Below are 12,965 nucleotides of genomic sequence, written 5' to 3'. Positions count from 1 at the left end.
AATGCTCACTTTTCTCGAACAGTTTGAATCCTACTGGGGGCCCTTGCGCCTCTTTGGCTTCATCACCGTGCGCGCGGTGATGGCCGGGTTGTTTTCTTTTATTTTGGCGCTCGTTCTGGGGCCGAAGATTATCCGGTATTTGCAGAATCTCCGGATGCGGGAAGCAGGACGTAGCGAGGAAGTGGTCGGGCAGCTGGCCGTTCTTCACGAAGGGAAGAAGGAAACGCCGACCATGGGCGGGCTTATCATTTTCAGCTCGATCACGATCTCGATCTTTCTCTTTGCCGTGCCCAACGTCTACATTCTCGTCTCCTGGTTTGTGTATGCCGGGTTGACGGCAATCGGATTTATCGACGACTACCGCAAAGTCAGCCGAAAGAATAGCGACGGCCTGAACGGTCGCTTGAAGCTTCTCGCTCAGGCCGCTATCGCCGCGGTCGCTCTGACGGTGTTGCTCCTGCACCCGGCAACTTCCGAGAATGTTCGCGAACTGTGGGTTCCATTTTATAAGGACGTCGTTCTGTCTTCGATGCCGATCTGGGTCCTCTTTCCTTTTCTCTTTCTCATCCTCTCCGGATCGAGCAACGCCATCAACCTCACGGACGGCATCGATGGCCTCGCGATCGGCTGCACGGTGACCTCAGCCATGGCTTTCGGACTCATGGCTTACTTCTCCGGCAATGCGATCATTTCGGACTATCTGTTGATCAGCTTTTTGCCGGGAACAGGGGAGCTCGCGGTTCTCTGCGCTGCACTTCTCGGGGCCAGCCTCGGATTCCTTTGGTATAATGCGCACCCGGCCGAAGTTTTTATGGGCGATACTGGCTCACTCGCACTCGGGGGACTGGTCGGCATCGTCGCATTTTTGATCCACCAGCCATTCACGCTCGTGATCGTCGGGGGAATTTTCGTGCTCGAAGCGGTTTCAGTGATTCTCCAAGTCGGCTCCTATAAAACCCGGCGGAAGCGAATTTTCCTGATGGCACCCATCCATCACCATTTCGAACTGCGGGGATGGCATGAGAACAAGGTCGTGATTCGGTTTTGGATCATCTCCCTGCTCTGTGCAATCGCCGGATTGGCTTCCCTCCGTATACGCTGATGGCTTGTGGGTGTTCAGGCAAGAAACGACACCGGATCTCACCGGAGGATTTGAAAGGGCAACGCATTCCGGTTCTCGGAGCGGGGATGAGTGGTCGCGCCGTGGCCACCTTGCTCGAACGCCGCGGGCTCGAGCCGCAGCTTTTCGACGAACGGGCGCCGGAGGCTTCGCGGACTTTTTCCCCGAAGCGGGGCGAGTGTCCCTTTTGCGTGATCAGCCCAGGGTTTGCCCAAAACCATCCCTGGCGCGCAGTTGCCGCGCAGGCGGGTATTCCGTTGTTGGGCGAATTGGAACTCGGAGCCTCGGCTTGGGAGGGTTCGCTTCTTTGCGTGACCGGCACAAACGGGAAAACCACTCTTACCTCTCTGCTGGAGCAGGCCCTCAATGCCGCGGGAGAGACGGCGGCGGTTTGTGGAAATATTGGCAAGCCCCTCTCGGCCTTGGCCGCCGAGGAATCGACGGTGGAGTGGGCGGTCTGCGAAATGAGTTCCTTCCAACTCTTCGACTGGGCGGATCCGGTCGCGGAAGCCGCGATTTGGACCAATTTTGACGAGGATCATCTCGATTGGCATCCGTCGTTGGAGGATTATTTCCGTGCGAAGTGGAAACTGGTCGAAAGCGGGATGCCGGTCTACGCAGGTCCGGATGTCGAGATTGCGGCGCGATCCTTTGGCCTCTCCATCCCCGGGAATTTATTCTCCGTCGCGGAAGTCGCAGCGGATCGGCCCGCCTCTGGAATCTTCTCCCGCGCGCCATTTTCCCGGCTCTATGATTTGGCCCACGCCTGGTGGATCGCCTCCGGAAGAGATTCGCGTTCGCTGAGGGAGGTGGCTCTGAAATTTAAGGGATTGCCGCATCGCTTGGAGCCCATCGGTCAGCATGAAGGGCGTTCTTTCTTCAACGACTCGAAGGCGACCAACTTCCATGCGGCCTTGGCGGCCTGCGACTCGATCGAGACTCCCATCTGCTGGATTGGCGGAGGTGCCCCCAAGGGCGGCGATTTGGGAGCCTTTGCGGCTGAGATCGCGAAAAAGATCGATTCGGCCGATCTCTTTGGGCGGACCGGTCCAGAACTGGCTGTCTTCCTGGAAAAAACCGGGATTCCGGTGCGGGTTCACAGCTGCCTCGAAGAGGCCGCCAGCTCCGCATTTTCTCATTCTTCTTCCACGGCAAATCTTCTCTTCAGCCCCGGATTTGCCAGTTTCGACCAGTTTTCGGGTTATTCCGAAAGGGGAGAAGCTTTCCGGAAGTGGGTTTTGGGGCTTTTAAACCGCGTAGAATCTATCTAAAATTGAATTTAACGTTTGCTAGAGGGGTGCTCTCGCAGTGAATCTTCTTATTCCTCGCTCATGAAGTTTTTCAAAGTATTTAGCCTAGTTGTCGTCGGTCACATTCTCCTCATCGGAGCCTTTCTTCTCCAGCAGGGGTGCCAGTCCATTGATCGTCAATGGGAGGAGTATCGACGCGAGAAACAAAACGTCACCGTCCCGAAAGCGGTCTTGGCCCAGGAACAAGGTCTCCCCGTTGATTCGAAGGATATTGATCCTTCGTTTAATAACGGGTTTTCCGGATCCGGTGAAGACGGCCGCGCGACCCGCGTTCGTTCGACTCCCACGCGTCCCACCAGCACCGCGGGTGGCATGGGGAACATGGGTACGGACCCTGAGCCGATGGAACCTCTTTTCGGTCCTGAGCCTTCGGAGCCGTTGTTCAATCCCGGCCTTGGGGGAGGGTTCAACAGTGGAGCCTCGCCTATGGATTCCGGACCGACGGCCGGCTACGTTCCTTACACCGTTCAGAGCGGCGATACCCTCTGGGGATTGTCGAAGGAGTACAATGTTTCCTTTCCGGCGCTTCTCGAAGCAAACGGGATGGACCGCAATAGCCAGTTGAAAGTGGGGCAGGAGATCCTCGTTCCCTCCGGTTATGGCGAAATTTCGGAAACCACCACCGTGATCGAAGAAGAAACGGTGCCGGGCACGACCATTTATGAAGTGCGCCGAGGCGACACTCTTTCGGAGATCGCCGTGCGTGCCGGAACTTCGGTTTCCCGCATTAAGAATTTGAACAACATGTCCAGCGACCGGATCCGCATCGGCCAGAAGCTGATCGTTCCTGGTGAGATCGTGGTTGTCGAAGAAGAGCAGACTACCGTTTCGGTCAATCCTTCGGAGTTTACCGCCGTTCATGAAGTGAAGTCCGGAGAAACTCTTTCCGGCATCGCCAATCGTTACGGGATGAGTGTTTCCGAGTTGCTGGCCGTGAATAACATCTCGGATCCCCGCCGTCTTCGTGCGGGGACGGATCTGAAGGTCCGCCCGGCTTCGGCGACCTCCAAGCTTTCCTCGCCGTCATCTTCAAACACCACGCCGTTCCTTCCGGCCCGCGCCCCGAGCGCCATGGACTCCTTCAACGTTACGGAGGAGGAGACGATTACGGCTGAGGAAGTCGGACCGACCGCACCGGAAATCATTCCGGAAAGCGGACCGAGCCCTGTCGAATCCGAGGCACTCGGAGAAGATGAAGGCTTCGGCGCAGAAATCTTTGAGGACTTTGGTGGAGTGGAAGAAGTTCCGGTCGAACGCCGCGATTCTACGGGCGGTTGATCCGGGCCGGTTCAAGGGCCGTCCACTCCTTTAATTCCGGTGAATGATCGCAATAAAGGAGAGGCCAGAGGATGGAGTAGCCTGCGAAGCTTTCCCATCCGGGGCTGGCTTCTATTGCTTTGCGTACTGGCGCTGACCTCGATCGGCTTGACGGTACTCCTCAGCGCGGGGGGATCGTCGGACTCGCTCCTCGGTAGTTACTTCGCCCGTCAGCTGGTTTGGTTTTCAATCGCACTCGTCGGAGGTTTGGTGGCCTTTCTCTTTGGAGTCCGTCGCATGCGATACATTCTCTGGCCCGCAGCCTTGCTCGCGCTCGTAGCGCTGGTATTGGTTCTTCTCCCGGGAATCGGAGTCGAGGTGAATGGGGCGCGACGCTGGATCAATCTCGGCCCGATGCGATTCCAGGCCTCCGAGTTTGGGAAGATCGGCTTCCTCTGTCTCTTTGCGTGGTATGTTCATCGCAACGGTCGGCGCATGAATGAGTTCATTCGCGGTTTTATTATTCCGGCTCTTCTGGTCGCTCCCTTCGGGCTGTTGCTGATCCTTGAGCCCGATCTGGGGACCACCGTTTTGTATCTCGCCGTGGCCGGCGCGATCCTCCTTGCCTCCGGAACACCGTTTCGCGCTCTTTTTCTCGCAGTCCTCTTCCTCGCGGTCGCGATCACCGTCCTTATCCTTCACAGTCCGGAGCGTATGGACCGGGTGACCTCGTTTCTCGATATGGAGGGGAATCGCAGCGAGGGTGGCTACCAATTGTGGCAGGGGATTCTCGGCTTCAGCGTCGGAGGACTGGAAGGGGCCGGCCCCGGAAGAGGGCGGCAGCACCTCAGCTTTTTGCCGGAGGCTCATACGGATTTCATTTTTGCAGTGGTTGGCGAAGAACTCGGTTTCTTCGCCACCGGAGGCGTCGTTCTCCTCTTCACTGGATTCACCATCCTGGCCTTGTCCCAGCTTCGGAAAGCCCCGGACCTCTTTGAGTTTAACGTCGTCTTCGGGGCGTTGTTATTCATCGTCGGACAGGCCATGATCAATATGGGAGTGGTCACCGGACTTCTCCCGACCAAGGGGATGTCGCTACCATTTTTAAGTTACGGAGGATCGAATTTAGTGGTCGTCTGCTTCCTCACCGGGATTATTCTCAGTGCCTTTCGCGATTGGGAAGCACCTGTCATTCAGCGACCCGTCGAAATCGAATAATGGGCAAGAAATTCCTCATCGTCTGTGGTGGAACCGGAGGGCACCTCTCTCCCGGGATCGCTGTTGCGGAAGAGCTTCTCTCCCGTGGGCACCAATGTGCCCTCGTCATCAGCAATAAGCAGGTCGATTCGCGGCTCGTGCAGCGTTATCAGCATCTCGATTTCGTCAAGGTGCCGGGGGTTGCCTTTGGAAAAAGTCCGGCGGAAATCGCCCGCTTCTTTCTCGGGTTCTTTCGGGGACTCTTGGCGGGCTCCGGGATCATTCGGCGCGAGAAGCCCGACGTCGTCCTGGCCTTTGGGGGCTTCCTCTCCCTCGGCATTGTTCTTTTTGCCTCCCTGGGCGGAATTCCGATCGCTCTGCACGAAGCCAATCGTAAGGCGGGGAGAGCTGTCCGACTGCTCAAACGCTTTGCCACCCGGATTTACTTGCCGACAGGGGTCCGCCTCTCCCGCGTCTCCGTGGGCACGGTTCGCTACTACGGCTATCCGGTTCGCAAAGAGTTCCGACGCACTCCGCGGCGATGGGCCCGGGAAAAGCTCGGCTTGCCCCGGGATGGATTCCTTCTCGTGGTTTTTGGCGGCAGCCAGGGAGCCTCGGCCTTGAACGGGTGGGTCGATTCTCACTGCAAGGAAGTCCTTTCCGAGGGGATGGACATTTACTGTGTCCGCGGATTGGGGAAGGGTGCGGAAGGCGTGCTGGAGGAGATCGATAGCCGGGGGCAAACCCGCCGCTACGAGTCGGTTGGATTTTGCGATTCGATGCATCTGGTCCTCTCGGCGGCGGATCTGGCGATTTCCCGCGCTGGGGCCGGATCGATTGCAGAGATGGCGCGATGCGTCATCCCGTCGGTCCTCATCCCGTTTCCCTACGCTTCGGACAATCACCAGATGGAGAATGCCCGCTACTTCGAGGCCCAGGGGGGCTGTATCGTGCTGGATCAGGCCTATTTGGAGAATCTCTTTGACGAAGTGGTTTCGATTTACCGCAACCCCGACTTCCTCGACCGCATGCGCGAGAATCTGATCATGATCGAGGATGCGAACCGCAAGGAAGACCTCGTAGCCGATCTGGAACAAGTTGCGGCAGATGGGCCGAATCAGAGTTGGTGGCGCTTTTGGCAGAAGAAGCCCGCCCCGGAAGGAGAGGCTTTGTGAACCTGACCGACCAGAAGTTTTTCTTTCTAGGTGTGGGCGGCATGGGAATGCTGCCCCTCGCTCTTTTTGTGCGAGAGGGTGGTGCAGAAGTCGAAGGGCTCGATGATGGCCTCACGCCTCGAGCCGAGACCTTGTTGCGCAGTGCCGGAGTGCGGTTGTGGGACTCGCTCCCCACCTCGTCAGATTGCACGGTTCTCGTCATTTCCAGTGCCATCCGCCCGGAGCATCCGGTCTTGCAGACCGTGGGCGCGGGCGAAAATCCTCCGATCATCCTCCGGCGAGGGGAGCTGCTGGCCAAGTTGGCTGAGACCCGCCGATTTATCGCCGTTGCTGGAAGTCATGGTAAAACCACGACAACCGCTTTGCTGGCTCACTTGGCCGTGCGCGAGAAATGGGACGCTGATTTTGTCATTGGGGGTCTCCCCGAGCGTGGCCTGACGCCAGCGCGAAATCGCGGCAGCGAGTGGTTGATCGCAGAGGTCGATGAGAGTGATGGCACCATCGAAGGCTTCTCCCCGGAGATTTCCGTTTTTCTCAATTTCGACTGGGACCATGCCGACCGGTACCGCGATCCCTCCGCCATGCAAGGGGCATGGAGTCGCCTCGCCGAGCGGACGACCGGTACCGTGATCCATCCGCAAACTCCCGCGGGTGCCCTCGAGCCGACTTGGTTGCCCGATCGGGCTCGCGTGAGCTTTGACGATACCGCTGCCGATTTCCTTGCGCGCAATGCAAACGCGGCCGACCTGGCCTTTGCCACTGCGACCGGATCAGCCCCGTCCTCGAGCGCTTTGGAGGGATTCCCCGGCGTCTGGCGGCGACAGACCTTTCATGCGCGCGCGACTGATTTTGCCGTGGTCGAGGACTACGCCCATCATCCACGCGAAGTTTCGGCCTTCCTGTCTTGGCTCGAGAGCCAAAATCTTCCTCAGCCCCTGCGTGTCTTTTTCCAACCCCACCGCTTCAGCCGGACGACCCGATTTGTCGGCGAATTTGTCGAAGCGCTGTCGGGTCTCGATGAAGTGGTTCTGCACTCGATCTACGGGGCGGGGGAAAACCCGGGACCGGGAAATAATCCGCTGAAATCCATCCGCGAGGGACTCGAGGCGCGAGGAGTTCGGGTGAAACGGGTCGAGAGGCTCGGTGATTTTCCGCCGCATTCGGGAACATTTGCCTTCATCGGCGCCGGGGATGCCAACGAGTGGGCTCCGATTCTTGCCGCTGTTGAAAAGAGCCCAACCCGCGTCGCAGCCCTGGCCGATCTTGCCCGCCGAGCCATCGATTTGGGAACCGTGCGGGAGCAGGAGAAACTGGGCCCGCATACGACGATGCGGATCGGCGGAGAGGCGGCGCTGTGGGTCGCCCCCGGATCGATTGCTGAACTGCGCTGGCTCCTCCGCACCGCTCATTTGCTGGAGGTTCCGGTCGAGTTTGTCGGCAACGGATCGAATCTCCTCGTCTCGGACGAGGGATTTGAGGGGCTTGTAGTGCATCTCGGGGGGAATCCTTGGGAGGGCAAGCAGGTCTCCGCCGACGGCACGTCGGTCTCGGTGGGGGCCGGAACGACTATGCCGGGCATGGCCCGCTGGGCCGCAGGGCAGGGGCTTGAGGGTTTTTCTTTTATGGAGGGGATCCCGGGCACCATTGGCGGAGGGCTCCGGATGAATGCGGGCTCCATGGGAGGCTGGATGGGCGATCTCGTCCAGCAGGTCGACGCCGTGGATGCCGCAGGACGTTTAGTTTCATTTTCGCGAGAGACGCTATCCTTTGGCTATCGTTCTTGCCCTCAGTTGGAAGGCCTTTGCATAATCCGCGCCGTGTTTCATATTTGCGGAACAGACCGACCGGAGAATATCCGGGAGAAAATGCGGGAGTTTGCCTCCCGTAGGCGGGCGAGCCAGCCCGGCGGCCCGAGCGCGGGATGTCTCTTTCGCAATCCCGAGGGCGATTCGGCGGGCCGGCTCATCGATGCAGCGGGGCTCAAGGGCCAGGGCATCGGGAAGGTGCGGATCTCGGAGAAGCACGCGAACTTTATTCAACCCGAATCGGGCGCGAAGGCGGCCGAGGTCGTGGCGGTCATGAAACGGGCCCGCGACGAGGTGCGCGAGCGGTTTGGGGTAACTCTAGAGCCCGAGGTCAAGTTTTTGGGCCGTGAGGGCTTCCGGTCGATTTTCTCCGAAGAGGCGTCCCGGGAAACGGAGCGTGCGCGATGAAGGATTTTGCTGGCGAGATTGCCGTCCTCTACGGGGGCGTGGGTGCGGAGCGTGATGTTTCGATCGTCACCGGAAAGGCGGTTCTGGAAGCTTTGTCGTGTGATTTTAAGGTCCGCGGCATTGAGTTGCGCGAGGCTTCGCTGCCCAAGGGATTGGATCCCCGGGAGAGCCTGATCTTTCCGGCCCTGCACGGTGAATTTGGGGAGGATGGCGGCCTCCAGTCTCTCCTCGAAAAGGGAGGCTTTGAGTATTCTGGATCCGATTCCATTTCGAGCGCTCTTTGCATGAACAAGGCGCAGGCCAAAAAGCGGGCCGATGCCGCTGGGGTCCGGGGAGCGGATTCGATGGTCCTCTCGCCGGGAGAGGTGATCGATTGTCGGGCGATCTGCGAAAAGCTTGGTCGCCGGATCGTTGTCAAACCGGTCGACGGCGGCAGCAGCACTTTTCTCTCCATTGTCGAGGGGGCAGGGGAGTTGCAGCGGCGTCTCGATACTTTGCCGAACCGCCACTGGTTGCTGGAGTCGTTCATCGAGGGTCGTGAGGTTTCGATTGGCATCCTCAACGGCTTGAGCATGGGGGTGGTGGAGATCGTCCCTCAGGGGGGCGTCTACGATTATGAGCACAAGTATACGGCCGGGAAGACGGAATACCGGTCCCCCGCGGTCTTGGAGCCGGACGAGGAGAGCATGATCCGCCACTGGGCCGAGACGGTCTTCGCCGTTTGCGGTTGCCGGGATTTTGCCCGGGTCGATTTCCGGCTGAGCGACGACGGGCCTCGATTCCTCGAGATCAACACCATTCCGGGGCTGACAGCCGAGAGTCTTCTCCCCAAAAGCGCGGCCTGTCGTGGTTTGTCCTTTGAGGATTTGGCGGTGGAGCTGGTGAGTCCCGCCGTTAACCGGTTTCAAAGACGGAGAAGATGAGTTCACGACGGCGTAGTCAGGGACCCACACAGGTGCGGTCTTGGAAGAGTATTCAGCAAAAGGTGCCGCGTTCGGCCGGAACCCGCCGTCGTCGTCGCGGAAAAGACATCCTCGTCTGGGTCGGTGCGATCGCTTTCTCGGTCGGATTGATCTTCGTCTCCTTCCTCCTGCTGTTTGAGCCGGAGAGTGTCTTTCAGGCCGGCGGAGAAGCCCCCGTCGAAGAGTTGATTTTCGAGACCGACGGTTCCCTGGGCCGGGATTGGTTGATCGCCCGCTTGGAGCTCCCCGAGGATCCCGATCTGAATGTCCTCGATATCTTCGACCTCAAGAGCCAGATCGATGGTCATCCACAGGTCAAAAGCTGCATCATCCGGAAAAAATTTCCCTCCACTCTCTACATTGAGATCGAGGAAAGAAAGCCCGTTCTGCGTCTGCGCGTCCGTGGACCCGATGGTGGCCCGGCGACCTATTTTGTCGCCCGGGATGGGACCGTCTTCCCCGGATTGGGCCGCGACCCCTCGGAGACAAGGAGGATGCCTTTCCTCACCGGTGTTCAGCTCGTGGAAGTTCCGGCGGGCTTCGCCCCCATTCCCGGGTTCCGCACGGTCGCCGATTTGATCGATACGGCCAAGAGTGCCTACCCGGGAGTCTATCGCACTTGGCGGATCGTGGATCTGTCCCTTTTTGATCCGGATCCCGCTGCTTCGTTTTCGGCCATCCGGGTTCGGGCGACCAACGTGAAAGAAATCATTTTTGGGGTCGAAGACTTCGGCGCCGAGCTGATGAATTTGAAAGACATTGTCGACCTGACCCGCGAGCGGGGAATGGAAACACTGGAACGGGTCGACCTCCGTTATGATGAAACGGTGCCAGTGGTTGCAGGTGAGCAATCCCGCAGATGAAAAGTCGACAATTAGGCGGTCGTTTGAGAGAAGAGGAAGAAGTAGATGTCGGGTAAGGTTGTCGCAGCGATTGAAATTGGCAGCCAGGACGTAAAGGTCCTGGTCGGCGAAGTCTTTGAGGACCAGAGTCTGAACATCATCGGGCGCAGCCGAGTGGAATCGGCCGGAGTCTCCAAGGGGCGGGTCGTCAACTTCCGGGATGCGAGCGACCAAGTCGGCGAGGCCCTCGATCTCGCCGAAACCAGCGCCGGGGCCAACATTGAAAGCGCCTACCTCGCCGTCTCCGGATCGCATCTCGACGGCATTTCCCATCCGGCGCGAACCCGCGTTCGTGGTCAGGATAACCGGGTCACCCCCGCCGACGTGGAGCGCGTGAACGCGGAAGCCAAGGGCAAGGAGATCGCCTCGGATCGGCTCTACATCCATTTCATCCGCAACCATTACCTGCTCGACGGACGCTTTGTCGAAAATCCCGTTGGCATGGAAGGCGAGGAGCTCGGAGTCACCTACTGGTTGTTGCACGGCAATTCCCAAGCGGTGGCCGAGCATATTCACGTCGTCAACAGCCAGAACATCAAGGTCGAGGACGTCATTGTCGCCAGCGTGGCCTCCGCCTGCATGGTGGCCTCCGAAGAGGAGAAAAAGTCGGGTTGCCTCGTCATTGACGTCGGCCGCGGCACGACCGACTACGCCTTTTACCGCCGCGGTTGCATCGTCCGCACCGGCTCAATTCCAGTGGGCGGAGAGCACCTCACCAACGACCTTTCCGTCGGTCTGCGGATTGTCCGCGAAGGAGCGGAGGATCTCAAGATTCGTCATGGGGCGGCGACGGTTCTCCCCGAGGATCAGGGCCGCACCCACCATCTTTACGGCGATCTCAAGATAGGCGACAAATCGCTCTACGCCTCCTCCATCAACCGCATCCTCGAAGTGCGCCTCGAGGAACTCTTCGAGCTGATCCGGGACGAGTGTGGTCAAAATGATTTGAAGAACGGTGCCGTACGTGCCCTTTTGACCGGAGGTGGCGCGCGGTTGCCTCGCTGTGCCGATCTCGCCGAGCGCGTCTTTGGTTTCTCGGCCCGATTTGCTCAGAACCCGGAGTGGGTGGCGGACGAATTGCGCGGGGCCGAGTATAGCACCGTTCTCGGCGTCCTCCACTACGCCTTGGAAGGCCAGACCGACAAGCGCGTGCAGGCCCCGAAGCGGAAGCCGGAGGGCGTTGTCCGGAAATTTTCACGGCTCTTTAAAGGATGACCATGAGTGAAGAATCCAACAGCGCAAAGAAATCGACCGTCTGTCTCGTCGGAGCCGGTGGGGGAGCGATGCGGGTTCTCGAGCGTTTCCGTACCGAAATGGTCGGCGATATCGACCTCATGGGATTCGACACCGATGCCCGCGAGCTCGACCGCTACCCGGAGATTTCTTCCATGCGCTTGGGGCGCTCGCTGCTCCGTGGCCTCGGTTGCGGGGGGGATGATGAAATGGGCCGCCTTGCTGCGGAAAGCGATCGCGCACAGATTTCCCAAGCCCTGTCGGGCTACGATCTAGTCATCGTCGTCGGCTGCCTTGGGCGCGGTTTTGCCTCGGGTGCCCTCCCGGGGATCACCGCTCTCGCCGGAGAATCCGGGACCCCGACTGTAGCCCTCGTCTCGACCCCCTTCGAGTTTGAGGGGAAACGACCGGCCACCATCGCTCGCAAGGCTCTTTCCGAAGTTCGCCAAGGTGCGGACTGCGTGGTCGAGCTGCCCAATGATCTCCTTTTTCAGGAGGCGGAGGAATCCGATCGCGCCGACCAGCTCTTCGACTCGTCCGATGAATGGATGTTCCGGGCCGTTTCCGCCCTGATCGGGCCGATCTTTCGACCCGGGATCATGTCCGCTGATCTGGCTACCTTTCGCAATGCTCTCAAAGGGGACGAGAGTCGTATGCATTTTTCGACCTGCCGGGTCCGAGTCGAAGAAGGCGTCGAAGCCGTCGCCAAAGCCATCTACAACTGCCCCTTCCGCTCGGCGGGTATGGAGCGCGTCAAAGCGGACCGCCTCATCGTCAGTGTTGGCTCGGGTGGAGGCCTTTCCGTTTCCGGATTCTCTGAACTCACCCAAGCCGTGACCCAACTTTTCGACTCTCGTGAGAGCGCTATCGTTGGTTTTTGGGAGGATCCGTCCCTCGGCGATCAAATCGAAGTCACCGTCTTCGCCCGCACCGACCTCTCCGCCGCTTCCCGCCCGCGCCTCCCCGAGAGAGTCACCGTCCACCAATCCAAACTGGACCAAAAACGCCCGCGTCGCGGAAAAGAACGGGTTCAGACCGAATTCGATACCTTGCTCGAGCACAACGAACGCGGCCTCTTCGGCCGAATGGATGTCGAAGCCTACAACGGAGTAGACCTCGACAAGCCCACCTTCCTCCGCCGCGGAATCAAGATCCCCATGCCCAAGAGCTGATCCGCTTCCCCGTAGCGGAAGCGCGACAGCGATTTCGACGGCCGTTGCGAGCGCGCCAGAATTGTGCGGAACGTTAAACCTCGAACGTCGAATGAGTCGTGAAATCGTGTCCAATCCTGATTTAAAGTTGTCAGTATAGTTTTGGTTATTGTTTGCGTTGTAAGAGGATTAATTAAGGGAGACATTCGCCCCCATGGGGGCGGGGCGGCGATGGACTCGCTCCGGGTAGTTCATTTCCAGAGCACGGTGTGGACGGATCGTATTGAAGCACTCGATAGCGTGCTCTACCATCTTTGCTGCCATCGCTTTTGACGGGAGTTTTCTCCCGAGTCCGTATTCCTGCTTAAGTATGCCGTTGAGCCGTTCGGCCTGTGAGTTTTCGTAGCAATGATTCACTTCGGTCATACTCACCGAGATACCGCGG

General features: G+C 59.1%; 11 protein-coding genes. 10 read left to right on the top strand and 1 reads right to left on the bottom strand.

Annotated features, from left to right (window positions below; genetic code table 11):
* The first annotated feature begins 1 nt into the window (after position 1).
* Genes mraY through H5P30_RS19535 form a run of 10 tightly spaced genes read left to right on the top strand, consistent with a single transcriptional unit; the run spans position 2 to position 12,541 of the window.
* A complete protein-coding gene (gene mraY, locus H5P30_RS19580; RefSeq protein WP_185694609.1) occupies positions 2-1,102 on the top strand; it encodes a phospho-N-acetylmuramoyl-pentapeptide-transferase in 1,101 nt (366 codons plus the stop codon).
* 50 nt (positions 1,103-1,152) lie between these two features.
* Positions 1,153-2,391: a Mur ligase family protein gene (locus tag H5P30_RS19575; protein WP_185694608.1), complete on the top strand. Its 1,239-nt coding sequence runs from the start codon at positions 1,153-1,155 to the stop codon at positions 2,389-2,391.
* A 60-nt stretch (positions 2,392-2,451) separates the two neighbouring features.
* On the top strand, positions 2,452-3,708 hold the full coding sequence (locus tag H5P30_RS19570; protein WP_185694607.1) for a muramidase family protein: 1,257 nt from the start codon (positions 2,452-2,454) through the stop codon (positions 3,706-3,708).
* 39 nt (positions 3,709-3,747) lie between these two features.
* Positions 3,748-4,905 (top strand): FtsW/RodA/SpoVE family cell cycle protein, encoded by a 1,158-nt coding sequence (locus tag H5P30_RS19565; RefSeq protein ID WP_185694606.1) that lies wholly within the window; start codon positions 3,748-3,750, stop codon positions 4,903-4,905.
* Complete coding sequence (locus H5P30_RS19560) at positions 4,905-6,059, top strand: UDP-N-acetylglucosamine--N-acetylmuramyl-(pentapeptide) pyrophosphoryl-undecaprenol N-acetylglucosamine transferase (RefSeq protein ID WP_185694605.1); 1,155 nt, start codon at positions 4,905-4,907, stop codon at positions 6,057-6,059. The genes H5P30_RS19565 and H5P30_RS19560 overlap by 1 nt, the downstream gene beginning before the upstream one ends.
* Positions 6,056-8,272, top strand: a complete 2,217-nt coding sequence (gene murB, locus H5P30_RS19555; protein ID WP_185694604.1) for a UDP-N-acetylmuramate dehydrogenase — start codon at positions 6,056-6,058, stop codon at positions 8,270-8,272. The genes H5P30_RS19560 and murB overlap by 4 nt, the downstream gene beginning before the upstream one ends.
* Positions 8,269-9,195 carry a D-alanine--D-alanine ligase family protein gene (locus tag H5P30_RS19550; RefSeq protein WP_185694603.1) on the top strand — a complete coding sequence of 309 codons (927 nt, stop codon included), beginning with the start codon at positions 8,269-8,271 and terminating at the stop codon, positions 9,193-9,195. The genes murB and H5P30_RS19550 overlap by 4 nt, the downstream gene beginning before the upstream one ends.
* On the top strand, positions 9,192-10,097 hold the full coding sequence (locus H5P30_RS19545) for a cell division protein FtsQ/DivIB (RefSeq protein WP_185694602.1): 906 nt from the start codon (positions 9,192-9,194) through the stop codon (positions 10,095-10,097). The genes H5P30_RS19550 and H5P30_RS19545 overlap by 4 nt, the downstream gene beginning before the upstream one ends.
* A 45-nt stretch (positions 10,098-10,142) precedes the next feature.
* Complete coding sequence (gene ftsA, locus H5P30_RS19540; RefSeq protein WP_185694601.1) at positions 10,143-11,351, top strand: cell division protein FtsA; 1,209 nt, start codon at positions 10,143-10,145, stop codon at positions 11,349-11,351.
* 2 nt (positions 11,352-11,353) lie between these two features.
* Positions 11,354-12,541, top strand: a complete 1,188-nt coding sequence (locus tag H5P30_RS19535) for an FtsZ/tubulin family protein (protein WP_185694600.1) — start codon at positions 11,354-11,356, stop codon at positions 12,539-12,541.
* A 168-nt stretch (positions 12,542-12,709) separates the two neighbouring features.
* Here H5P30_RS19535 and H5P30_RS19530 read toward each other — a convergent pair.
* The coding region (locus H5P30_RS19530; protein ID WP_185694572.1) for an integrase core domain-containing protein at positions 12,710-12,965 on the bottom strand (256 nt) is incomplete at its 5' end.

Origin of the sequence: Puniceicoccus vermicola, from assembly GCF_014230055.1 — a bacterium.
Lineage (GTDB): Bacteria > Verrucomicrobiota > Verrucomicrobiia > Opitutales > Puniceicoccaceae > Puniceicoccus > Puniceicoccus vermicola.
Note: the sequence above shows the minus strand (reverse complement) of the source record. Positions and strands in the feature narration are given on the sequence as shown.

Excerpts from the sequence above, each read along its gene's own strand:
- mraY (WP_185694609.1), top strand. The coding sequence starts at position 2 with ATGCTCACTTTTCTCGAACAGTTTGAATCCTACTGGGGGCCCTTGCGC.
- H5P30_RS19570 (WP_185694607.1), top strand. The coding sequence starts at position 2,452 with ATGAAGTTTTTCAAAGTATTTAGCCTAGTTGTCGTCGGTCACATTCTC.
- H5P30_RS19560 (WP_185694605.1), top strand. The coding sequence starts at position 4,905 with ATGGGCAAGAAATTCCTCATCGTCTGTGGTGGAACCGGAGGGCACCTC.
- H5P30_RS19550 (WP_185694603.1), top strand. The coding sequence starts at position 8,269 with ATGAAGGATTTTGCTGGCGAGATTGCCGTCCTCTACGGGGGCGTGGGT.
- H5P30_RS19545 (WP_185694602.1), top strand. The coding sequence starts at position 9,192 with ATGAGTTCACGACGGCGTAGTCAGGGACCCACACAGGTGCGGTCTTGG.
- ftsA (WP_185694601.1), top strand. The coding sequence starts at position 10,143 with ATGTCGGGTAAGGTTGTCGCAGCGATTGAAATTGGCAGCCAGGACGTA.
- H5P30_RS19535 (WP_185694600.1), top strand. The coding sequence starts at position 11,354 with ATGAGTGAAGAATCCAACAGCGCAAAGAAATCGACCGTCTGTCTCGTC.